This window comes from Paenibacillus allorhizosphaerae (assembly GCF_042659105.1).
GTDB lineage: Bacteria > Bacillota > Bacilli > Paenibacillales > NBRC-103111 > Paenibacillus_G > Paenibacillus_G allorhizosphaerae.
In genome coordinates, this window is record NZ_JBHSRV010000001.1 from 355,285 (window position 1) to 379,552 (window position 24,268).

21 protein-coding genes are annotated in these 24,268 nt (G+C 53.3%); all 21 read right to left on the reverse strand.

What is annotated here, in order from left to right; translation table 11 throughout:
• Window positions 1-257 precede the first annotated feature (257 nt).
• The 21 genes from ACFQI7_RS01425 to ACFQI7_RS01525 all read right to left on the reverse strand — a co-directional run bounded on the left by ACFQI7_RS01425 (window position 258) and on the right by ACFQI7_RS01525 (window position 24,256).
• The gene (locus ACFQI7_RS01425; RefSeq protein WP_218096621.1) at window positions 258-1,295 is read right to left on the reverse strand and encodes a Gfo/Idh/MocA family protein; all 1,038 of its coding nucleotides are present in this window, start codon (window positions 1,293-1,295) and stop codon (window positions 258-260) included.
• Between the two features lie 137 nt (window positions 1,296-1,432).
• On the reverse strand, window positions 1,433-2,224 hold the full coding sequence (locus ACFQI7_RS01430; protein WP_218096622.1) for a hydroxypyruvate isomerase family protein: 792 nt from the start codon (window positions 2,222-2,224) through the stop codon (window positions 1,433-1,435).
• Between the two features lie 98 nt (window positions 2,225-2,322).
• The gene (locus tag ACFQI7_RS01435; protein WP_218096623.1) at window positions 2,323-3,063 is read right to left on the reverse strand and encodes a GntR family transcriptional regulator; all 741 of its coding nucleotides are present in this window, start codon (window positions 3,061-3,063) and stop codon (window positions 2,323-2,325) included.
• A gap of 84 nt (window positions 3,064-3,147) precedes the next feature.
• Complete coding sequence (locus tag ACFQI7_RS01440; protein ID WP_218096624.1) at window positions 3,148-4,023, reverse strand: sugar phosphate isomerase/epimerase family protein; 876 nt, start codon at window positions 4,021-4,023, stop codon at window positions 3,148-3,150.
• Between the two features lie 35 nt (window positions 4,024-4,058).
• The gene (locus ACFQI7_RS01445; protein ID WP_218096625.1) at window positions 4,059-5,075 is read right to left on the reverse strand and encodes a Gfo/Idh/MocA family protein; all 1,017 of its coding nucleotides are present in this window, start codon (window positions 5,073-5,075) and stop codon (window positions 4,059-4,061) included.
• Window positions 5,076-5,117: 42 nt separating this feature from the next.
• Entirely contained in the window at window positions 5,118-6,209 is a 1,092-nt protein-coding gene (locus ACFQI7_RS01450) for a M24 family metallopeptidase (RefSeq protein WP_218096626.1), read from the reverse strand.
• A 26-nt stretch (window positions 6,210-6,235) separates the two neighbouring features.
• On the reverse strand, window positions 6,236-7,192 hold the full coding sequence (locus ACFQI7_RS01455; protein ID WP_218096627.1) for a hydroxyacid dehydrogenase: 957 nt from the start codon (window positions 7,190-7,192) through the stop codon (window positions 6,236-6,238).
• 23 nt (window positions 7,193-7,215) lie between these two features.
• Window positions 7,216-8,277, reverse strand: a complete 1,062-nt coding sequence (locus tag ACFQI7_RS01460; RefSeq protein ID WP_218096628.1) for an Ldh family oxidoreductase — start codon at window positions 8,275-8,277, stop codon at window positions 7,216-7,218.
• A 27-nt stretch (window positions 8,278-8,304) separates the two neighbouring features.
• Window positions 8,305-9,723, reverse strand: coding sequence for an aldehyde dehydrogenase family protein (locus tag ACFQI7_RS01465; RefSeq protein ID WP_218096629.1), 1,419 nt, complete (start codon window positions 9,721-9,723; stop codon window positions 8,305-8,307).
• Between the two features lie 34 nt (window positions 9,724-9,757).
• The gene (locus ACFQI7_RS01470) at window positions 9,758-10,612 is read right to left on the reverse strand and encodes a class II fructose-bisphosphate aldolase (protein ID WP_230414578.1); all 855 of its coding nucleotides are present in this window, start codon (window positions 10,610-10,612) and stop codon (window positions 9,758-9,760) included.
• Window positions 10,609-11,829, reverse strand: coding sequence for a diphosphate--fructose-6-phosphate 1-phosphotransferase (locus tag ACFQI7_RS01475; RefSeq protein WP_218096631.1), 1,221 nt, complete (start codon window positions 11,827-11,829; stop codon window positions 10,609-10,611). The genes ACFQI7_RS01470 and ACFQI7_RS01475 overlap by 4 nt, the downstream gene beginning before the upstream one ends.
• Before the next feature lie 17 nt (window positions 11,830-11,846).
• On the reverse strand, window positions 11,847-13,196 hold the full coding sequence (locus ACFQI7_RS01480) for a hypothetical protein (protein ID WP_218096632.1): 1,350 nt from the start codon (window positions 13,194-13,196) through the stop codon (window positions 11,847-11,849).
• Between the two features lie 185 nt (window positions 13,197-13,381).
• Window positions 13,382-13,828, reverse strand: a complete 447-nt coding sequence (locus ACFQI7_RS01485; protein ID WP_218096633.1) for a sulfite exporter TauE/SafE family protein — start codon at window positions 13,826-13,828, stop codon at window positions 13,382-13,384.
• Entirely contained in the window at window positions 13,828-14,115 is a 288-nt protein-coding gene (locus ACFQI7_RS01490; RefSeq protein WP_218096634.1) for a hypothetical protein, read from the reverse strand. The genes ACFQI7_RS01485 and ACFQI7_RS01490 overlap by 1 nt, the downstream gene beginning before the upstream one ends.
• A gap of 97 nt (window positions 14,116-14,212) precedes the next feature.
• Window positions 14,213-15,913 (reverse strand): hypothetical protein, encoded by a 1,701-nt coding sequence (locus tag ACFQI7_RS01495; protein WP_218096635.1) that lies wholly within the window; start codon window positions 15,911-15,913, stop codon window positions 14,213-14,215.
• A gap of 128 nt (window positions 15,914-16,041) precedes the next feature.
• Complete coding sequence (locus ACFQI7_RS01500) at window positions 16,042-17,097, reverse strand: Gfo/Idh/MocA family protein (RefSeq protein ID WP_218096636.1); 1,056 nt, start codon at window positions 17,095-17,097, stop codon at window positions 16,042-16,044.
• A gap of 6 nt (window positions 17,098-17,103) precedes the next feature.
• A complete protein-coding gene (locus ACFQI7_RS01505) occupies window positions 17,104-18,192 on the reverse strand; it encodes an FG-GAP repeat domain-containing protein (RefSeq protein ID WP_218096637.1) in 1,089 nt (362 codons plus the stop codon).
• 234 nt (window positions 18,193-18,426) lie between these two features.
• Window positions 18,427-20,514: a DUF5054 domain-containing protein gene (locus tag ACFQI7_RS01510; RefSeq protein ID WP_218096638.1), complete on the reverse strand. Its 2,088-nt coding sequence runs from the start codon at window positions 20,512-20,514 to the stop codon at window positions 18,427-18,429.
• A 32-nt stretch (window positions 20,515-20,546) separates the two neighbouring features.
• Window positions 20,547-21,290, reverse strand: coding sequence for a sugar phosphate isomerase/epimerase family protein (locus ACFQI7_RS01515; protein ID WP_218096639.1), 744 nt, complete (start codon window positions 21,288-21,290; stop codon window positions 20,547-20,549).
• A gap of 262 nt (window positions 21,291-21,552) precedes the next feature.
• Window positions 21,553-22,479, reverse strand: coding sequence for an ROK family protein (locus tag ACFQI7_RS01520; RefSeq protein ID WP_218096640.1), 927 nt, complete (start codon window positions 22,477-22,479; stop codon window positions 21,553-21,555).
• 25 nt (window positions 22,480-22,504) lie between these two features.
• A complete protein-coding gene (locus tag ACFQI7_RS01525) occupies window positions 22,505-24,256 on the reverse strand; it encodes a class I mannose-6-phosphate isomerase (RefSeq protein WP_218096641.1) in 1,752 nt (583 codons plus the stop codon).
• Between the last annotated feature and the right edge of the window lie 12 nt (window positions 24,257-24,268).

Here is a 24,268-nt window from a genome sequence, read left to right on the forward strand (position 1 = left end):
CGCTTAGCAAGCGATTGGCGGTAGCGTCTGTGCGGGTAATATCTACGTTTAACCGATGGTTCATATGATTTGGGACTGCGTTGGAATGGCGGTCTGTACCAGTTTAATACGTGGGGACTATTGCATCGATGGAGTTCTCGAGGTGGAGATGCGGTATGCTGCGTGCGACTCGTTTCCCGGAATGGCGCGGCCGTCATCTCTCCTTGCGGATCGAAAGGGTCGCGCCTGTTTTACCGGGCTAACCGAGCTGCTTCGGTTCAAACAAGCTGCTTGTAAAAGGATGCGAAATCGATGACTTCGCCGGTTTCAATCGATTTGAAAATAGCCAGCGTCGTCGCAAGCACTTCACGGCCTGCCTGAAAACTGACCGGCGCAGGCTTCCCGTTATTCAAAGCATCGACAAACAAGTCAAATTGCGCCTTATGCAGTGAAGCATACGATTCTAAAGGCACCTCTGTAACTTGATCTTCCTCATACAGCATTATTTTTTTCGGGTTATTGTTAAGACCGCCTTCAATGCCCCCATTCGGGCCGTAAATACGATCTTGGTACGATTTCATTTTAAAATTGGGCGCCATGCCCCAGGTTACGGTAAATATGCCGGTATCTCCGGATTCGTATTCAATGGTGACCGCAGCTGTATCGATCGCGAGCTTCTCAATATGCGATAGCTCCTTGCGATCCTTGGCCATCACGTTGCCGTGCGCATAAACCGTCTTCGGCAGCGATTGGAAGATCGTTTGCCACATGACATAATAGTGGCAGCCGAGATCCATCAGCGGACCGGCATTTCCGTTCGCGTCATGCATAATCCGTTTCGGCCTGATTTGTGCCACAGAGTCGCATTGACAGACGACCGGCCTGCCCAATTTGCCCTCTTCAATCCAATCCTTCACCACGCCGATCGATCTTGACAAGTTACGCTGAAAGCCGAGTCCGAATTGCACACTCGCTTTATTCACGGCTTCTTCCATGGCTGCCGCTTCACGAAAATTACGGGCGAGCGGTTTTTCGCAGAACACGTGCTTCCCTTGCTCTGCGGCATAGATCGTGACAGGTGCATGCAAGCTTAACGGCAAACAAATGGAGACGATTTCCACTTCTGGCTGCGCGACCGCTTCTTTGTAATCTGCATAGGTTCGTTCGATACCGAATTCTGCCGCCAGCGGTTTGACGCGCTCCGCATCGATATCGGTTACGGAGACGACTTCATGTCCCGCCAATGTCCATCCTCTTACATGCTGCCTGCCCATATCTCCGGCGCCGATAACGGCAACTTTCCACATTTTACTCATTGTGCTTCCTCCTATTCGTTTATGTAAACGCTTGCAATTCACTTTTTATAAGCTGCTGCGAAAGCGGTATTTTCCACCGGCTTCTGGCAAAGTGCCCGTGTGAAGACCGCTTCCCTGCAGCATATTATAACTTCCTATTAAAAAAACTCGGGATAATGGCGTTTCACTTCTTCCAGCGACTGAACATCGCTCACCGAAGGCTTATATTCCAGGCCGACAAAGCCCTCGTACCCCGTCCCCGCTACCGCCTCCAGAATGGCGTAGAAGTTCAATTCGCCTCCGATCGGCTCGACTCGGCCCGGCACTTTGGCAATATGATAATAACCGATGAATTCGTTATGATTGCGAATCGTGCTGATGACGTTGCCTTCCATGATCTGCATATGATACGCATCATAAAGAATTTTCACGTTCGGGCTGCCGACTTCTTCCACAATTTTAAAAGCTTCGGTCGTGTTGTCGCAGTAGACGCCTTTATGATCCACCTTGCTGTTCAAAGGCTCGATGACGGCCGTCACGCCCGCTTGCTCCAGAATCGGCGCTACCGACTTCAAGGAAGCCACCGCTTCCTGCCTGTGCTGCTCGATGCTCCAGCCGTTAATCAGGTTGCCGACAACCATGATCAAGTTAGGGCACTCCAGACTTCCGGCGTAACTTACGGCGGTTTGGACATCTGCGGCCAGACGCTCCCGGTCCTCAGGCCATACGAGCACGGGACGTCCGCCCCCGACGGTGCCGCCGGTCGTGCCGCCCAATACGCTGACGGCAAGAGGGGCTTGCGCTTTCAGGCCGGTCGCCTCGGCCAAATCATGCAGCCTCCACACAAACTCGCAGCCTTGAAAGCCAAGCCGGTTCGCCGTTAACCAACGATCCTTAAAGGTGACGCCTTTACTAAAATTCATTTCCAGGTGTGCAGCAAATTTGAACATTTGTATCACCCCTTCGTGTATATTATGAAATTCAATATCATATCATCACTATCTTTATAAATGTACTGCCTCATAAAGGCAGTCCGTCTTATGAAAGATTAACGTTTCAAATGTACCCTATATAAGTACAAGTCCGAACGGTAATCGGTACGCGTGAATTCGATGGCGTGACCTAGCGTCGAGTACGTGGTCCGGATCATTCGAAGCATCGGATCTCGTTCATGAATGCCCAGAAGCGAAGCTTCTTGTTTCGTCGCCGTTTTGGCGGTGATGATTTCATCCGCATCTCTCAGATAAATGCCGTTTTTCTCCAGAATCGAGTAGAAGGCGCTCGTCTCGAGATTGCTATCCTTAAAAAAAGCCCCGATTTCCTTCGGCCAATAGCTGTTTTCGATGGCAATCGGCTCATCGTTAGCCAGACGAATTCTTTTAATATACAGGACATGTTCCTCGTTCCCGCCGGTAAGGTTTTCCAAAACCGCCTTTGGAGGAATCATTTCTTTAACCTCAAGCAATTTTGCTCCCGGCGTGAGCCCCTTGGAAATCATTTCTTCGGCAAATCCGGTCAGCCTCCCAAGGCGCTCTTCCATTTTGGGCGCGCATACAATCGTGCCTTTGCCTTGTTTTTTTTGCAATTTGCCTTCGTGCACCAAGGCGGTGATCCCTTCACGTACCGTTGTCCGGCTCACTTCGTATTTCGATATAAGTTCATTCTCCGTCGGAATGAGCTGCCCCGGCTGCCATTCGCCGCTCTTGATTTTATCGTCGAATATTTGTTTGAGCTGATAGTAAAGCGGTACCGGCAAGTTCGGGTCCGGTTTCGGTTCGTTGCGTGTCATAAAGAGCCTCCGACAAGAAAATGGTTAAAGTGCTTACGCAAATATAATATCATCATTATATTTACATGGTCAACGACCAACCATTTAGGCGTACATTTCCAAGTGTCTTTTGGCCAGCAGCAAGCCTTTTTCGACTTTGTCGTCCGAACCGGTCCAGATTGGATCTTCGTGCTCGATGCTGAGCATCCCGTTATAGCCGATATCGTGCAGCGCAGTCACGAATCGATTCCAGTCCACAGCGCCTTGCCCCGGTATACGGTGTCTCCACCATTTGCAGGTCATCATCCCTTCTACCCGCTGAATGTGCGGTAGCAGCTCCGTGTCCTTCGCCTGAGCAAGCACAATCTTGTCCTTAAAGTCATGCACGGCCTGCACGTAATCGATTCCTTGCCAGACCAGATGGGAGGGGTCGATATTCAGTCCAAGCGCGGAAGAAGGCACCCGGTCGAATATTTCGTGCCACAATGCCGGGGAGACGGCAATATTGTGCACCGGCGGCCAAAACTCGTACATCGGGCAATTTTCGAACGCAAGCTTTACGTTTTGGCGTTCGGCGAACTCGGCAAGCTCCGTAAAAACGGGCGCGATGAGCGGCAAATTGTCCTCCACCGGCAATAGCGGATCTCTTCCCGTAAATGTGGATACGACCGGAACGCCGATGTTCGCCGCCGCTTTCAGCAAAGTTTTGATCGTTTCGACCGCACGCTTCCGTTCGTTCGAATCGGATGACAAAAAAGGAAGCGCCCCGAACATAATGCCCGACAGTGAGACATCGTATTTCTCCTGCAGTTTGATGATCTCGCCGCAGCCCTGCCCGTTCGCTAGCGCCGTCCAATTGATATGCTCGTATCGGGGACCGCCGTGCAGTTCAATGCCATGGAAACCGTTCTTCGCGGCCCATTCAAACGTTCGCGGAAGATCCCAGTGCAAGTAACAAGAATGATAAAAGCCGATCTTCATGTATGCGATTCTCCGTTTCCTATGTAGTGGTTGTATTATAAATACACGATTTTGCCGGTTTCGATCGATTCCAGTACGGCATGCGACAGCTTCAGCATTTCGCGTCCCTGCTTGAAGCTGACCGGTGCCGGCTGGCCGGATACGATGGCATCTACGAAAGCTTGGAATTCCTCTTTGAACAAATCGGGCTGCTTGACCTCGACGGTTTCCGTATGTTCCCCTTCGAACAGCTCGATTTTTACCGCAGGTATGCCGAAGTTATTGAAGCTTCCTTCCGCCCCGCCTTTCGGTCCGAATATACGATCGGGCCTTCCTCTCATTTTGAACTTTTTGGCGAGCCCCCATGAAACGGTGATCGTACCGATATCGCCTGACTCGTATTCCACTGTAATGACGGCGGTATCGATCGCGAGCTGCTCGAAATGAGCGATCTCCGCTCTTCCTTGGGCCATTATGCCGCCGCTTGCATACACTTTCTTCGGCTTCGAATGGAAGAACGTTTGCCACATCATGAATGTATGGCAGCAAGCATCGACTACCGGACCTTGGTTGCCGTTGCGGTCGTGCATCGCCACTTTCGGTCTTACTTCCTGAAGCAGATCGGAATACATGACCATTGGCCGGCCGAACTTGCCTTCGTCAATCCAACGCTTGACCTGCTCCACGCCTTTGGAGAAGTTTCTTTGAAAACCGACGCCGAACTGGACGCCCGCCGCCTCGACCGCTTTCTGCATTTCATCGGCGGCTGCTGGAGAAGACGCCAATGGCTTCTCGCAAAATATATGTTTTCCCATCTGTGCAGCATAGACGGTGACAGGTGCATGGAAAACGAGTGGAAGGCAGACGGAAACGATGTCGATCTGCGAGTCGTCGATTGCTTCTTTATAATCGGCGACCAAGTTCGGCACATTGAATTCAAGCCCCAGCTTGTTCAGTCGCTCCGGATCGACGTCACAAATCGTTACGACATGATGCCCCGCCGCAATCCAGCTTCTTACATGGTTTCTGCCCATATCTCCCGCGCCAATCACCGCTATGTTAAATCGTTTCATCTACATCAACCTCTTTTCGTTCGTTGTAGGATTCATGATTCATTATCGCTGCAAAATTCCCGGCCGAACATAGGTCTTTCCGTTCACATGGATTTCGATCCCCGGGTATTCCAAAGTCGGCGTTACGATTTCGCTGCCGTTCGCGCCAACATAGATCGTATCCTCCGACTTGACCCCGGCAATCGAAGGATTCCAAGCAAAGATTTGACCGCGCCGGATCGTCATCTTTTCATGCGGTGTAGCCAGTTTCTCTCTTGTGGCGTAGCCTGTGAGTCCGCCTTGGTGATGATAACGATATTCGTCCGGGTATCCGGCTTCGCTATAGAAACGCATTGCTTCGGAATAAACCGCTCCAAGCGGCTTCCCTTCCGTTGTCGCGTCGATCATTCGCGCATCGATCTCCGCCACTGCCCGCATTTTATCGGAAATCGGCTCGGGAACGGCACCAAAATGAACCAATCGGGTGGCGGATGCGATCAGCCCGTTGCGTCTGGCGCAAACCACCAGCATTGCATACGATTGGAGCGTCTTCCCCGTCGGCAGCGGATGACGCCGCTGGAAGATACGCTCATCTGCCGCAATCAGATTGACAATCGGGTCCAGCCCTCTCTCATAGCACCGATATGCAAGCCGTCCGGCGATCGCAAATTCGGTATCGCCCGGCTTCACATCGAAGGCAGCCTTTTCGGTTGCTTCGGCCGTCAATCGTCCGAGCTGTTTGAAATCCTCGATGCGGTCATCGTCGAGCACGCTTCGCAGTTCCATGAAGACAGCTTCCAACTCGACGTCGGTCTTGAGCGGAGCGCGCCCGGCAATATGCGTACGCAGCTTTTGCTCCCTGCTCCCGGGATTAAACCAGTCCCATACTTCCACTGCATCGGTTTGTTCCCACAGATCGCTGCGGACTTCCTCTTCTTCAAGCCGTTTGGCTTCGATATTATTCACGAAGAGGACGTTTTTATCGTTCGTCACCAAGTATTGGCAGCATCCCGGCTCCGATGCGATATTGACATGACATCGGCCGCCGAGCAGCCAGCTCAAATTTTTTTGCTGCGTGATCAGGATCGCTGCCTTTTCCGCAGCCGCCAGTTCTTTCAGCTTTTGCAACCGCACGTTGCTTGCATCTCTTTCCATGGGATTCCCCCCACCTCATTTCGTTCTTACTTTAACGCCACTCTGCATAGTGAAGCGGTTCCTTCCAGCTCGCGAATGACTTCGGAGGCGACCATCTCCGATGTCCGGACCTGCGATTGCTCCGTCAGTCCCGCAATGTGCGGCGTAATCCAGCAATTGTCCAGCGTCAGCAGCGGATGCTCCTTATCCGGCGGTTCTTGCGCCAATACGTCAAGGAAAGCGCCGGCAATCCGGCTCCGCTTGAGCGCCCGGTACAGATCGTGCTCGTTGACAATGCCTCCGCGCGAAGAATTGATCAATATCGCACCGGGTTTCATCCGTTCCAGAGCCGCTTCGTTAATCAAATCGGCGGTTTGTTTGGTCAGTGGAATATGCAGACTGATGAAATCCGCTTCCTCCAACACTTGTTCCAAACCGGCAAGACGAATCCCCGACTCAGTCACGGCAAAATCGTAAGCACCTACATAAGGGTCATAGCCAATCGCCTTCATGCCGAGCGCTTTAGCCCGGACCGCCACCCGATGTCCGATATCCCCCAAGCCGATCAAACCTAGCGATGAGCCGTAAAGCTCGGTGCCTGTATTACGTTTGCGGTCCCAGCGCCCCTCTCTCACTTCCGCAGAAGCTCTAAACAGCGGACGGCAGTAACTGAGAATGGCGGTTACAACATATTCGGCAACTGAATTCGCATTGGCATATTTGCCATATACGACCGGAATTTGCCGGCTTGATGCCGCCTTCAAGTCGATATTATCCAGTCCGACCCCGAGCCGTCCGACCACCTTCAACCCATGGCCGCGTTCAAGCAGTTCTTCGTCGACGCTCGTCTGATTTCTTACGATCAACGCCGCGGCATCTTCCACCTCCGCGAGCAGCCGCGTTCGATCCCTCCACACCTCCGGGTCATACCGAACTTCCCATCCTTTGCGTCTCAGCAGCTCCGCGCCGTCCGGCCAATCCAATTCGCTAATGACGATTTTCATGCTCATCCCCCCATTTGAAACCTCTAGATCGCATCCGGAAATGCCGTGCCGCAGGCAGCTCCAAGCGCCTGCAATTCGCTTGCGACCTCTGCCGAAAGGGCGATGCCCCGGCTTTGATTCAGCAGTCGGGTCCGATGCCTGCGTTCCCCTGGAATCAATATTTCATTGGCTTGTGCTGACAGCGGGGCACTTTTGATTTCGCTTGTGAACAGATCCATTCGGTCATAATAGGGTTCCAGCTCCATCCACTTGCCGATATTCATCAAGATGAATGCATGGCCGACATCGGCCGGTGGATCGTGTTCCTGATACAAGTTGCCGACTCTCGGACCGAAAGCCGCTCCCGTCAGCACCGCCGACATCATTTCGACCGCCATCGCAAGCGCGTATCCTTTGGGCCCGCCAAGCGGCAGCACGGCGCCTCGAAGCGCGGCAGCGGCATCCGTCGTAGGCCTGCCCTCTTCATCGATCGCCCATCCTTCAGGAATCGGTTTGTTTTGCTTATTCGCCAAAATAATGTTGCCGCGGGCTACCACGCTCGATGACATGTCGACGATGAGCGGAGGGCCGGAACGAATCGGAAATCCGAAAGCGATCGGATTCGTGCCCAGATACGCTTTCTTCCCGCCCCACGGGGCAATGCCCGGGGGGGAATTCGTAACGGCGACAAGCGCAAGCTTCTGCTCGCAGGCTAGCTGGCAGTAATAGGCCGCCGTCCCGAAATGATTGCTGCCGCGGATCAAGACCATGCTGATTCCAGCATCGCGTGCCAAAGGAACAGCTTCCTCCAGCGCTCTTACGCAAACGACCTGCCCGAGACCGTTGCCGCCGTCGACATGGACGATATTGCCGTGATGCTGCATGCGAATATCCGGCTTAGCGGCAATTCGCCCTTCCTGAATTCGTCTCACATAGATCGGCAACCGGCTTATGCCGTGGCTGCCGTTCTCCTCAAGATCGGCACGTACCAGCGAGTCGGCTGCGACAGCCGCATCCTTGGCGGAAAAACCCGACCGGATGAATACATTCCTGCAAAACTGCTCCAGCGCATCGGATCGATATCGTTTATCCGGTTGCTCGCCCATATATCGCAATCTCCTTGTGGATTCGGTTTACAAGTTAAATACGACAATCCGTTCCTCCGTCATTTCCTCAATCGCATACTTCGGACCTTCTTTGCCCCAGCCGCTTTCTTTCACGCCTCCATACGGCATCAGATCGGCCCGGAATTGCGATGCATCGTTCACGATCAGCCCGCCGACATGAATCCGCCTGGCAGCATGAAACGCGGTGGACAGATTAGCAGTAAAAATACCGGCCTGCAAGCCGTAGCGCGACAGATTGATTCGCTCTATGCATTCGTCCAATTCCGTGTACTCGCTAATGCCGACTACCGGAGCGAACAGCTCTTCACAGGTGACCTTCATTTCTTCCTTGACATGACTCAGCACCGTTGGCTGGAACAGAGCTCCATCCCGCTTTCCGCCGCATTCCAGCGTGGCTCCGGCCTCCAGCGCCTCATGCACCCATTGTTCCGCACGCACCGCTTCCTTCTCGCTGATCATCGGGCCGACATCGGTTGCGGGGTCGAACGGATCGCCCGTTCGGAGAGCGAGCGTCCGCTGGACAAACGCTTTTACGAACCGTTCCTTAATGTCTTGGTGGACATAAATGCGCTGTACCGAGATGCACACTTGACCGGCATTGCCGAAGCTTTTGCCGACAGTCAACCCAGCCGCTAGCTCCACATCGGCGTCCTTGTGAACGATGACGGCGGAGTTGCTGCCGAGCTCAAGCAGCACTTTGCGAAGCCCGGTTCTTTGCTTCAGCTGCTTGCCTACGGCGGGACTGCCCGTAAAAGTATATAGATTGATCCGCTCATCCTGCGCAAGCTGCTCGCCTACCGAAGAGCCGGAACCGATCACGAGGTTCAAGTACCCCGGCGGCAAGCCGGCTTGCTCGAATAACTGCGCCAATTTCACGGCAATGAGCGGCGTAACGCTGGCCGGTTTCAACACAACCGCATTGCCCGCCGCAAGCGCGGGTCCGACTTTATGCGCCACCAAGTTCAGCGGAACGTTGAACGGCGTGATCGCACAAACGACCCCGACCGGCACGCGAATCGTAAAAGCAAGCCGGTTCTCGGCGCCGGGCGAACTTTCGACCGGAATGCCTTCGCCATGGATGCGTTTGGCTTCCTCGGCGGAAATCTCCAGCGTTTGCGCCGTTCGTTCCACCTCGACAACCGCTTCTTTCAACGTTTTGCCTACTTCTTGCGCGATCAGCCGACCCAGTTGCTGCTTATTCGCCAGCACAAGCTCACTTGTTCTCTTCAATATTTCATACCGGCGGTACGGCGGCAGCGCATTCGTCCGATAAGCGGTCTGTGCGGCTGCAACCGCCTGTTCTACAAGCACTTCGGATGCTATGGAAACGGTCGCGATCGTCTTGCCGGAATACTTCTCCTTAACTTCCAGCTTTTCCTCCGTGCTGATCCATCGGCCGTCGATCAGAATCGGATAATGCTCCATATTCTCACCTGCTTTACCTTATTGTGATTGCTTGTCAAGCTTTTCCGGCGCTTCCGAACAGGCGCATCTTGTCAACGACGATCCGCTTCATTCGTTCGGCTCCCGTCCTCGCAAAAGGGAACACATCGTATGCATCGCCGAACTGCTCGAGCGCTTCGCGTACGCCTTGCGTGTAAGCGCTGCGCAGCTCGGTGTCCACATTGATTTTGGCAATGCCGTTCGCAACGGCCTGACGAATCTGATCGTCCGGAATGCCGGAGCCGCCATGCAGCACGATCGGTATGTTCGTGAGCGCGCTGATTTTCTTCAGCCGCTCCATGTCCAGCTCGGGCTTCGATTTGTACAGACCGTGCGCAGAACCGATCGCCACTGCTAACGAATCTACCTGCGTTTCCTGCCAAAAATGCAAGGCCTGCTCGGGATTCGTATAGAAAGCGTCCCGGTCGTCTACCGCCAAATCGTCTTCGACGCCGGGAATTTTGCCGAGCTCGCCTTCCACGGGGACTCCTGCGGCATGCCCGGCGCGTACGACTTCGCGAGTAACGGTTATGTTCTCATCGAGATCATGATGCGATCCGTCATACATCACGGACGTACATCCGGCCTGGATGGCTTCAATGGCTTGCTCATAAGATTTGCCGTGATCCAGATGAACAACGACAGGTACATCCGTATGAGAGCCGTGCCAACGAATACTGTTGACCAAAGCTCCAAAACCGCTGTTGCGTATGGCGCGCTGCCCGATTTGAATGATGACAGGCGACCGCTGTTCATCGGCAGCCTCGATGATCCCCTGAACCATTTCCGCCGTGTGGGCGCTGAAAGCGCCGACGGCATATTTTCGTTTCATAGCATCATCCAGCAGCTCTCTCGCGAAAAATCGCCTCACGAGTTTTCCTCCTTCTGGGCATATGATATCGGAATGATCGTTCGATAGCGATTGGTCGCATCCATAAACGGGGCTAACCATCGCCGGTAACCGCTATGGATCGTTCCATCGGCCGATATATATTTGCTGTCCAATTCCCTCTCCTTGCCGGCGACTGCGGCGAACGCAATTTTCCCGATCTCCCATTTATAGGGCTGATGCGCCAAACGTTCAATCCGCACCATCATCCCGCTTTCTCCCCGCAAGATGAGCTGGGCCGCCTTCCTTCCCAGCGCGGCCGCCTCCATCCGGTCCAGCTCCGAAACGGCAAAGGTTGCGCAGCGCTGCAAAATACCCAAATTTTCATACCGGCAAGCGAGTCCCAGACGGGTACTTACGGATTCGGCGAGTACGCTTCCTACGCCACCGAGCGCTTTGCTCTGCGTATTCTGTTTCATGCCGTTCATCATGATCGGCTGCCCGTCCTTGCCTTTCAAGCCTTCGCTGACGACAACAACGCAATAGCCTAGACGCGAATGAATATCGGACACGGCTCGCAGCATCGCTTCCGAATCGAACGGAATCTCCGGAACGTATACCAGATGAGGCCCGTCTTCCATCCTTTCCTTATAATAAATCGAAGCGGCCGTCAGCCATCCGACGTTGCGGCCCATCGTCTCGATGATCCGCACATGCTCGAAATTTTTCATTGCCTCCAAATCCGTCGATAAATCCCGTACGGCGCGGGCTACAAATTTGGCAGCGCTTGGAAATCCGGGCGTGTGATCGGTTCCGACAATGTCGTTGTCCACCGTTTTCGGAATTCCGATCACCTGCAGCTCATACCCCATCTCCTTGGCTTTGACAGCCAGTTTGTCGCCGGCGGCCATCGTTCCGTTGCCGCCAAGCAGCACTAGAGCGCGTATATCGGCACGTTTTAAATGCTCGACTCCTGCGGTCAGGTCGTCATTCGTGAAAGCCATTCGACCTGCGCCGAGTACCGCTCCCGGCTGAAATTGCAGCCAATCCAACGATTGGCGCAAATCCAGATTGAAAAAATCGCCGTTAACAAGTCCTGTCAACCCTTGACGAATGCCAATCACGTTCGCCCTCTCGTCCGTTCTTCCGATCTCCTGCAGCAATCCGAATAAACTGCTGTTCAATACTGCAGTGGGTCCACCGGATTGGATGACAGCAATTTTTTTGTCGTATCGCATGCGCAAGCCGGCAACTGCCATACCATCCACACCCTTTCTCATAAAACGGTCGGCTCAAAGTCCAACCATTCGCATAACGCTTTCATTTCCTCGTTGATGTCCGCATAAACCAACGAATAATGCGGCTCGAAGCCATGCTTCATCAAGCTTTTGAACAGCGGCAGCACCGGGCGGTTAAAGCCGACCTCGACGCTCGTTCCCAAAAACTTCTGCGGCTCGTCGAGCGCTTCTCCGTCCAGCATCAGCATGCGGTACGTCCCCGGACGGAACGGGTTCGGCCCTAACCGATTGATGGATACCCGCCCTGCTTTCAACCCGAATTCCATCGTGAATCCGATTTTCCGGTTCGGGTGAAGCCCGGCTACGGCTCCGGTATCCTGTCGCGCCAAGGAAAAAGCGCCGGCGCCGCAATGCCAGAACACGCCGGAATCTTTACTTTCATCAATATGGACGAGATCTCCCAGATAAGGAGCGCTTTGTGCCAGTTGATGCTGAATGTACATCGTCATTACGCCATGGATATCCGCTTCGCAGGACGCCATAATGCCCGAGTCAATAAAAGAGGACACCGTCGAACAGGCAGCAGCGCCGAAATCGGTAAAAAATTCAGGCCAGCAGCGCACGGCAACCATGCCGATACCTTGCCGCTTAAGATCCTCAAGCAGCGCCGTCTGGAAGCGGGCGAACTTCTTTACGCCTTCTTGAGGTATTTGCTGCAGAGCATTCACCTTCCCGGCAAGAGAAGCAATCGCCTGCTCCGCTTCTTCCTTCCGGATCTCGTTTGCGCGGCGAAACGCTTCCTGCAAATCGAGTTCGATGAGCTGCGGCCCGATGGAAGCGAGCTGATTCGGTTCGGCCGCCGAAAAGAAAAAGCCGTCCGGATGCTTGCCCAGTACACCGATCTTAAGCGTCTTCAGCTGTCCGACCAGCTTCGCGACGCGCAGTTGAACGCTCATCTCGCGAACAAGCGCTTCCTCTGTCGGATTTCCGAACAGCAGCGCAAATTTGCGTCCGCTGGCGACAATCGTGTTGCTTAAATTATTGACGCCCGTCATGGAATTCAGCGACAACCTGGTTCCGTTGCCCACCCGCGGTTCCCGGACGCCCCATAACAGAATCGGCAGATCGGATAAATGCATAATTTCCTGTATGAATCTGGCGTCGACGAATGTGGTCGTCTGTACGACAAGCACGTCCGGCTGGTGTTCCTGAAGCATTTTCTGGACAAACTGTGCGGTATCTTCGGGAGACATAAGCAGCGATTCGGGAGAAGTGCACGTATCCGTCAGCGATTCCAGCAGTTTCTTGGATTGCTCGAAATAAAGATTGGCCGACTCGACATCGAATGTGGATCTGCCTACGGCAATAAAACCAACGTGTAATGTCAATGGAATCATCTTCTTTCTTTCAACGGGTTGTGAATAATATATAATAACATCATGATGTTATGTTTATCTTATAATGATGTGTATTCGCTGTCAATACAAAATCTTCCTCTTTGCCGACTATTGTTTCACTCGTACTACCACACAAGCATTGGTCATGCATTCCGCCCTCAAAGACCGTAACGATGTCATGCCGCCGGATTCAAAACCAACAATTGCACTCCCGAAACAAAGACGACTCCGTAGGCAATGCGTTGAATCCATGCTTGCGACAAACGGTGAAACAGCCGTTGACCGATCAGAACGCCAAGAAAAGCCGCAACGGCGCAAGGCAGGAAAAAGCGGAGCACCGATTCGGGAATATCCCCCTTAAAGCCGTGCATCGTTAAAGTCAACAAATTGGCGCTCAAAAAAGCAAGCTGCAAGTTAGCCTGATATTCCTTCTTATCCGCAAACCGGGCCAAAAAATAAATGACGAAAAAAGGTCCGCCTACTGCAAACAATCCACCGATCAGTGATCCGAGGAATGCCACTCCCCATGTGCCTGCATAGCTTTCAGCGATCCAAGAGCTTGATTCGGCGCGGGAGAAGATCATCCGCAGCACCAGCAGAATAACACCGAGTATTTTCTTCATCAGGCGGCGTTCCCGTAATGTTCAAGAATAACGAAGCAGACCCCTCTTCCCATAAAAGCGCTGATTAAAAACCAGAGCATCGCCTTTAACCGAATATGGTTTCGAAGCTGCACCATGATGGAGACGGACAATATGCAAGTCAGTGCCAATATAAGCAGCGTGCTATCCTTGACAGGCAGGTACAGCGTGATGAGTCCTACGGAAAGAAGACCAAAGCCGATGCCCGAATACCCCTGACATAGACTTCCTATAAAAATCACCGGCAATATCAACAGCCATTCACTCATTCGGACTGCATCCACTTTCGCTTCTCCTTTCCATCGAGTGCCGTTCCATTACCTGCCGAACTTCCGCAAACACAACCCATGCGAATCACGATGACTGTCAACCATGAATTCGGACGATAGCGGCTGTCATGGCCTGCACGGTCAAAGTAACCTTCCCGCGCTTCCCAACATCCAGCTTCGTCCACGTGCCGCTCCATTGTCCGCTGTTGTTTATCGTCGCCTCTCCAAGCATCGCGTTCTTTACCGAGGCATGGCCGCCCGGTATTCCGCTCGCCAGCACCGTCGATGAAGCTTCCTTTGCCTGAAAGCCGGACGGGACTATCGTCACGCTTGCATCTTTCGCCTCTTCACCCTGAGTCTTGTTGATGATTGTTACATAGAGATTATGTCCCTCCCCAACGGCATACGCTGTCAGATTGAGGGCATTCGGGTTCGATATGGTAACAGGCATCACGAAACCGTTCGAACCCAGATTAAATGCTTTAATGCCGTATCCTTTGGGCGTGGTCTGGAAATTTCCAGACGGATCCATCACGATGGTACAGGTATAGATCCACTGCTTATTGTGAAAATTTACCCCCGACGCCTGATGCGCTGCCCACCAGTGCATGTAATCCAGCGCCCACAATGCCGAGGCAAACGCGTTGCTCGCTCCTGGAACGCCGGTCAAATAGTCGTTCGACTCGGTCATTCGATACGGAATCCCAGCTTTGAGCATCGGGGCAATGATTTGCGAATAAAGCCATGGGTAAGGCGTGTAAGTAGTGACCGCCGTCCCCGTTCCGGCGGATTGGGTCCCGACCTCGGTTTTGTTGACCCAATCGGGCGACAACATATTGTCGATGGCCTGCTTAATCGTTGATACTCCGGGACTTGCCCCGACGTAGTAGTGCTGGGTAATTTCCGCGATCCGTCCCGAATTCGCTTCGTTTTCTGCAAATCGCTGCGTCCAGGAGACTCCGGTTGTCCGATCCGGCGTAAACGTTCCCGTTCCATAGTCGCCCGTATCCGGTCCGGAGAACTTCGCCCCCGGCGCAAGCTCGCGGATTGCGTCCGCAAAGGCTCGCCATGTCTCGAGATAAGACGGATACGCCGACCCCGGCACACCGGGAACGGTTTCGTAAATCAGCGGATCGTTCGGGTGGCCCGGGTAATGATGATACGATTTCCAGTCGGGCTCATTCCCGACGGCGAAAGAACTCAAATATGGCTGGTAACGCTGCCAAATATATTGTGCGATCGCAGCTTGACCGGCAATCAGGTTGGGGACGGGCTTCGCAGCCGGGTTCAGCATCCGAAAGGTGTAGATTACTTTCACACCGGCCGCCTTCGCGAATGCAAACAGGTTATCGATCCCGGCATAGCCGTCGGACCCGGTTCCGGCAGGAATTCGTTGGTCGACGGAGCCTCCGCCAACTCGCAGGTTTTTAATGCCGATATTTTGAAAGAGCGTGATTAGCTGTGAATTCTCGGGGCTGAACAGGTAACCTTCAACGCCGGCGTTTCCTGAGACCAGCGGCCCTACTTCGAAGCTCAATCCCGAGAAATCGGACGGGATGCGATGGCCCCGAGAACTCGTATCCACAGTCAAAAGGATCGGCTCCCCTGCAACTTGGTTAGGAGTCGGTTGTTTCGTTTCATCGGACGCTTTCCCGCTACGACTCAGAAAGCCGGCACCGCTTAAGAGTATGGCGCCGGCTGCGATCCCGGAACCGACGTACTTCAGTGCGTCTCGACGAGAAATCGCTTTTGGCTTCCTCTCTTGCATCCCTTCCTCTTTCGACGGACTGTTACTCATCCAACCACTCCTCATCTCCGTCTGACGGCCGGCTCCAATGATCGCAATTGTTCTCACGAATGACCACGCCTACTTTCGTACTTGATTAAATGAAGAAGGTCTGGATATGGCAGAGCACTCCCCCTTATTTAATCATAATGATGCGACATGTACCGGATATAATTTTCCGCCAGTTTCAGATCCTCCAGCGCTTCTTTCGCCGCGCATGGCGCAGGACGAGTCCCCTGAACGGCAGCAATAAAGTTCATGGCCTGCTTCTTCATGGCCGACATGTTCGGCATTACGGGATGAACATAGGAAGGCTGGCCTTTGCCGTTATCCCGCATGACCGTTACCTTGCCGGCAACCTGACGCGCCAGAGGGGCGGGCAGATCAATGCGAATAAAGCCTCTCTCGAAACAAACCTGTATCGTTTCATGCCATTCGAAGGAAGTGCGGTACGGCGCCATTTCCAGCACCACAGTCACCCCGCTGTCGCTTTCTCCGGCCATAAGCACGCCGCTGCGGTCACCAAACGTAAGCTGATACGATTCCTGCAAAAAGAAACGGATCGCATTCACCTGATGAATATAGTAGTTGACAAAAGCGTCCAGCTGTTTCACTTGGTTTTCCGTAAAATCCGCCGGCCCCGGTTCCATTGGAATGGAAGGAAAAGGTTCGTTCGAAGTAAGCGGTTCATCGGCGCCCCCTTTCCAGCCGCCTGGCGGCATCGTGACCCGGATGTAACGGAGCTTGCCGAATTCTCCGCTGCTTCTCCATTCCTCCGCCAGCTTCCCGGCGTATTCCATGGCGGGATCGGATCTTTTATGGTATCCGACCATATGCAAAGTATGGTTTTCTTCGCCTAGTTTCACTATATGCTCTCCCGTTTCCACCGTGAGCGATAAAGGCTTTTCGGTAAATACAGGGATACCCGCCCGCAATATATCCGGAATAATGGCATGATGATTGCGGTATTGCTGCGCAGCGACGATCGCATCTACGTCTGCGCGCTCGATTAATTCCAAATGATTGGCAAAAACTTGGGGTACTCCGTAACGCCGTGCAACCTGTTCCGCCAATTGCGGACGCGGCTCGGCCAGCGCGACGACCTCGCATTCATCTCTGAGTACGGCATAATTCGAAAGATGTGCCATTTGTCCCATGCCGCCGACGCCGACAAATCCGATTTTTAGCTTAGCCATAACCGCTCACTCCTGTCTCCCCAAGTTTTCGAATAAAAACAAGCCCTCTTTGCCCGGAGCGACAATATCGGGATATCCATTACCGGTGATGTCCTCAATCCACATATAGATTCCGTTGCCGGACGCCTCTCCTGCCGGTCCATAGTCGATCACGTGCTTTTCGAATGCACCCTTCTTGATCTTGAAATAATAGATGCCTACCGGATCTTCCGCTCCGGGATCAATATCATGCGCCATATACCGCTTTCCCGTAACGAGCTCCAGCTCGCCGTCCAGATCCAGATCAACCAGCATCATATCGTGATACTGCGATACGCTCATGTCGATATCATGCTTGATCCAGCGTCTCGTTCCATCCGACTCTATCATTTGTTCGTACCAGTGGAGCCCGTAATCATGCGCCTGGCCGACGATAAGATCGCACAGACCGTTATCGGTTACGTCGTAACCAAGAATCGGCACGCTGGCCGTACCCAAGGAAAACTCGGGATGAAATGTCCATGGAACGCCGAACGGAGCGGCCGGCTGCTCCAGCCAGCCGCCGGCAAGCACGATATCCATGCGGCCGTCGCCGTTAATATCTGCGAATCCCAGACCGTGACCGCTTTGCGTTTCATGAATGACTGTTTTTCGAAACGCTCCGGTCCCTTTACCTTGATCGTTGCAGACGAGTTTATACATCAACTGGGGTCCGCCGGGAGTATTCGGAAATATTTCCGGAACGCCGCAGCCGTCAATATCATAATACCGGATCGTTTCGATGCTTCGGCTTTTATCGATGTCCAGCGTTTGCCACTCTGAATCTGATGTCCCCGGATTTTTCCGCCAGCGGAGCGCACCGCTCCACCAAGATCCCGTAATCATATCCGTAAAACCGTCCCCATCCACATCCATCGGAAAATCGGAAAAATCATCGTGATAATTTTTACCGGACGGGACGATGTCGCATATTTTATGCTTCCGGTCGAATTGCGGGCCTTCATACCAATATGCTCCGCACACAATATCAAGGGCTCCGTCATTATTGACGTCAAATACGGAGCAAGCTTCATAAGGCACACGATCAAGAAGCCGTTTCTTGAATTTTATCGGCATAATTTTACCGAACCTCCCATAAACCGTATTTCTGTATTTCGCCACAAATAGCCGACCATTCAGTACAGCTGTTTCCAACGCGCACGAACCCTTGACGCACATTTCAGCGCTGTGAGGCGGACAGTGGCACCTCGCAGTTGCACAGCTTTATCCGGCTGATCTGAACGGTCGAATTACGCAGTGCGACTTCGCCAAGAAGGCGGATGGCCTGACAAATCACGAATTTGCTTCGGCTCAAAGGTTAATCTTCAAATTTTTGGCGCTTTCCAGCATAATGGCGAACCGGAACTTTAGATCATCCTCGCACCACATCGTGAAATTCGTCCCCCAAATGTTGTTATGCAAATTGAAATGCATGCCTTCATCAAGGGAGGCGAATGAATTGTCGAATTGAAGCAATCTTCGTTTGCCGGGGGCGAGCAGAGGCGCATCCAGCGTTTCGATCTGAACCATGCCGTCGCTGCCGCGATAGGTTATGCCGGTAAGAACGGCATGCAAATTGCGCCCACCATCGCGGACCACCTCAAGCGGCGATATGGCCTCTCCCATTTTATCCATCTTCCACAGATTCGGATTGTCTACCTTCGGCGCAAAAGAAAACCAGCTTGCTTCCGGCAGACGGTAAGCGGATTTGCCGTTCCAGACGAGCTCAGTTTCGATGCGGCTGTCGTACTTGTTAAATGCATAACGAATTCGCAGCTGTACTGGCCCCCCGTGCAGCTCCACCGCCTCATCGGGTAACCGCAGATCGGCAATGACGATATCCTGCGTCTTTTCCTCTTGACGCTGCAATGAGACGAGCACCGGGGAGTATACGGTTCCCGTCGGCGTCGGTTCGCACAATTCCATGCCCGGATTGCCGAAGTCGGGATCCGCCCAGCTATGCGTCCGCTGTTGATTCGAAACATATTGCTCGAACCACGTATGATACTGCGCCACGCCGAACGTTTCGTATTGGAACAAGCCAAGCCGATGACTGTCGTCTGCCCAACATTTGCCGCTGCCGTCTCTTAATTGCGCGATGGAGCCGTCGCTTGCAAAAGCGGCTTCGAACGTGCCGAGCTTGTATGTCTTCCCTGCTTGCAGCAGCCGGGTTTCCGGAATCTCTGCGATAACGGGCTTCAGTTCCGCGAACGCGCGCGCTACTTCAAACTTCTTCTCGTCATCAAGCGCTTGAATCGCTTGCTCCACATAATCGCGCTGCTCCTGCCACGAGCTTTCGAAATATCGATAAGTCCGCGTTACGCCCGATTTGTTTTTCAAATATCCGTATTTGGCCGGGACCGCGTCTTCCGACACGACATCTGCCTGCCTTGCAGCCTGGAATGACGGTTTAGAATAATTGCGGTAATCGGGCAAAAATTTTTTCAAATCCATGCCCCACGTATGCTCGGCAACTAGCAGCAAGCTTTCGGATAAACGGGCGTACTCCTGCCCGTACAGGTCGAACCTTCCTTCCTTCAACCATCGGTTACGCAGGCGCAGCAGCTCGCGGTAACGGCTCATCTTCCACGGATCGCTAGTAGCGCCGTGAATCCAGGAATCCCCGATTTCTTCCGTCACTACCGGTAGCCGGTGTTTGATTGCTGCCAGTTTCTCCGCAAAGGCGTCCAGTGTGGACGCTTGGATCTCTGCGTGAGGATATCGCTCGCCAAGTTCGGCGAATAAGCTGATTACTTTGTCCGCCGACGGCGGCCCCATATTGTCGCCTGTGTGGGCAAACACCAATGCGTCGCCAAAGTCTTCGACTTCCAGCACTCGGCCGTAGCCGCTGCCGTAATTCACAATCACTTCGGCGCCATCCGCCGCTCTCCAAACGAACAGCGGCGGAACGCCGGGAACTTTGGACGCCGGATTGACGCCGAGCTGCAAAAATTGAATGCCGCTGCGGGCCAGATGAGGGACGATCGCTTGCGTATGCCCGGGTACATCCGTCATTTTTGCCGCTATCGTACGTTTGCCGAAACGCGCATCCAGCTTTTGCGCCAGCGACAAGCCGTACTCGAACAAGCTTGCGTCAAGCAATTCTGTATGCGTAGTGAAAGGCAGCCCGTGCCAAGTCACATGCCCATTCGCAATGGCCCGCTCCATCGCGGATCGTCCTTCATTGTCCGCTTGCCGCAAATATTCTTGGATGAGCCAAGATCCGGTTGTCCATACAAAACGGGCCGGACCGTTTTCCTTAGCGAGCTGTTCCGATAGTAGAATCGCTCCGGGGATGTAGTAGCGCATATATTTATCGACGACATTGCGTGCCAAATCGGTAAATCCGATATCGAGATGCGTTTTGAATACGACATGTACCGTTTCAATTTGTTTCATGGTTTCCCCCTGGATCATGGATGCGGCACGTTTCAGGATTGGAACTGCCGTTTGAAATAATTCAGACTGATCGTTGCGCTTTCCAGCGGGTGAAGCTTGCTGTTGTCCTGCTCGATGGTCCATACGTCCAGCCCGAGCGTATCTAAAATCCGGGTCGTTTCCGCTACATTCGCGTCGCCTGTTCCGAGCTCCTTCCACTGTTCCTTCGTCGTATCCTTCAAGTGCACATATCCGATACGCTCCCGGTATCGGTTGACCGTTGCCTCCAGCGGATACCCGGCGCGGAACAGCCAGCCCGTATCCAGCGCAATGCCGATATGCTTGAATTCCATGACCGCATCGAACAAATCGTAACCGAACTTCTCGAATTCCCAGGCGTGGTTATGATACGATAAACGGATCCCACGGTCGGCGCACCGTTCTCCCATCTGGTCGATAATATGCAGCAATTCCCGCTCTTCCTCCATCGTCTCGTATTTCGCCGGACTGAACAGCAGATTCGGAATGCTGAAGCCATTCATGTCCTTCAGCAGCTCGGCAAACTCCGGCTTAATATCCCCATCGTAAAACGCTTTCGGTGAAGTGTGCAGCGCGAAGATTTGCAACGGGTTTTCCGACAAATAGCGGCGCAGCTTCTCCTTTTGCTGAAGCACAGTAAACCGGCTCTCCACGCCATCGTAGCCTGCACGAATGACATCGTCGTAAATCGGAGTAAAGTCGTTATCCAAATTGGAATTTCCCCACAGCTGGGTTTGCACCGCAATTGTTCGTTCCATATGTAACCCTCCCAATGATCATCATTCCTGATTTTTTCATTACTACATGTATACTCGTATGCATAATCCAATAGACAGACGGGCATTTTTTATTGCTCCTCATGCCACCCCTGCAAGTTCGTTGCCTCGCATAGTTGTACAACGCGTTGTGTTGAAGCAGTACGGATGGAAACCATCTCCTTTTCTTCCGCGATTTATAAATATAGTATCATCATGATGTTATACTGACAATACAGTTGAGCATCTTTTATGGGATATTTTGTTATCCCAACAAATGCGAAACCCCCAGCAGAACCGAAAGCTCGGGACGAGCCGCTGCCGTAATACGAACCTTGCCCCAAGGCGCCCAAGCGTGCTTGTGAACATACGCGGCAAGTTGCGGAAGGACGCGGCTCGCCGACTTCATTAATCCGCCGCTCAGTACGACGAGTTCGGGATCATATGCATGCACCATATTGACCAGACCCGCCCCCCACTGCAATATGAGCTGCTCTGCCAACTCTGAAGCAACCCGATCTCCTGCGTCAGCGGCTTGAAGCAGAGTCAAATAAGATAAGTCTTCATGCTCTTTCAGCACGCTTGAGCTGTGATGCAGATGACTGCGGAACAGGCGGGGCAAGGCCCAATGGCTCGCTTGCGCCTCCAGACAGCCAGCATTGCCGCAATTGCACAAGACGCCCATATCGCCGGTGACGAAATGCCCGCCAAGAATACCCGCCAAATGATGCTTCCCCCGCAGCACCTTCCCGTCGATCATGGCGGAAGTCCCGATTCCCGTACCGAAGCTGACGAGGACGACATCCCGCTCCCCCTGAGCGGCCCCATGGGCGACCTCCCCGATCAAAGCGGCCCGCGCGTCATTCTCAAGAACCGATCGCAGACAGAACGTATCCGCCGCCCACCCGGCGAAGTGAAACCCTATCGCATCCGCATACTTTTTATTGACGGAAAGGAGCTGACCGGCTGCGAAATCGACGATACCCGGGATCGCAAGGCCTATGCCCCTGCACTGATCCAAGGAAATTTCATGACGCTTCAGCATATCGAGAACCGCCTGTTCCACCGCGGGCAACCGCTTCAGCAGCCCTTGGCCGGAATAAGCCGGCAGGGTCGCCAGGTCTCTGGCTTGACCTCCATCTATAAGCCCCAGCTTAATATTCGTTCCTCCAAAATCAATGGCTATCTCCATGATAAGCTCTCCCTTATCAGCCCGATCACGTTCTTACATAAGCTTTGATCGTAGCATACGGCTTGCCGTCCCCAGACGTTGAAGGCCGGATCGTATACGCTCCAGCTGCCGCCGGGATAATGAACGTTTCCGCATAACCGACCTTGAACGGCGGGAATGCGTTAGTGGGGCTTTCGACTACCACTTGCTCCCCCTCCACCAGATTGAGCATTTGCACGGAGTCTAAACCCGGATGCCGAACCGGCTCCGTGAACCAATGGCGCCGTGTTTCGATAAATTGCAGCGGATGAAGTCCCGTTCGCTCTTCTTTCCAGCCGGATTGTTCGTCTACGGTTGTAACCGGGTTGACCAATTGCTCCTCCACCCATTTCGTCGTCCGGTCCCAACGAATATTGGACATCCCGTGCTTCAGATGCACCGGTCGCGGCTTGCCGTCAAGTCCCAAGCGGTCCCAGTCCCATAGTTTAAAGGTAAAGATATATGGCGTCGAACTAATTTCAAGCACCATCGTTCCGCTGCATGAGCAATGAACCGTTCCGGCCGGGATCAGAAAATGATCATGCTTATGGGCCGGCAAACGATTCACATACGCATCCGCAGGAAAAGAATGTCCGCCTTGCTGCGCCTTCTCCAGTTCCTCCAGCATTTGTTCCCGATCGACCGATTCCTTCAGCCCCAAATAAACGGAGGCCCCCTCCTCGGCAGCCAAAATATAATAGCTCTCATCCTGGGTATAGCTCATTCCGAAATTGTTCCTTATATAATCCGTAGACGGATGAACTTGCAAGCTCAGGTGCTGACCGCCGATCGTATCCAGGAAATCGAAGCGGATCGGAAATTCGGCGCCGAACCGCGAGTAGACCGATTCCCCCAGCAGCGCTGCCGGCTCGAAAAACACGATATTCATGGAGGGTATCTCTACGCGAATCGAACCGTAACGGAAATAAACACTATTTTCTTCCGGCACGCCGTCGAATCCCCAAGCGTACGGATGTTCTTGCGGACTCAGCCCGATATGCTCCTCAAGCCATCGTCCGCCCCAAACGCCGGGATCAAAGTACGGCACCAGCCGGAACGGTCTGCGACTGGTTTGTTTTAAGCCGTCCATTAGCGCCTCAACGGTGATCATCTTGGGGTCGTTTTTGGTATTCGTATCCAAATAATAATCACATTGATGCATAATGGATCGCTTAAACCGGTCGGCAGCTCTCCACTCGACAAAAAATCCTCTTTTATATTTCCGAAGAATGTCCTCGCCATGATTGGACGCCAGCCAATTGCCGATCTCTTGCGACCGGTACCTCTGCTGAATTTCCCAGCGGGTCAAGTCAGCGTAGACCGTCACATCCGCTTCGGCGACAAGTGCCGCTCCCGTACCTATGATCATCGTCAGCCCTGCCCGATCGGATAGAAGCTGCTGCTGCATGTGCCTTAACCGGTCAGCGTCATAAAAGTCTTGAACCGTAAACGGGGCCATATAACCGAATACGCGATCCTCCGTCAAGTACCGGCTCAACATGCGATCGATCCGCAGCCTCTCTTTCGCCGCATGCTCGGCATAGATGATTCTCGCCGGCTGCAAAACGGGACTCAGCGCATTCACGATTTCATCTATTCTTACGCCAGGGTAGCACTCGACCGCAAGCACGCGATCCGACTTCCCCTGAAGGGAGTTCAGTTTGCGCAGCAGCTCATGAGCAATGCAATCGTACCCGTCCCATGCCGCATGTTCCCAGCCTTCAATCTCTACAAAAGGTTCCTTGTTATATGATGCCATGTGTGTTAGCCT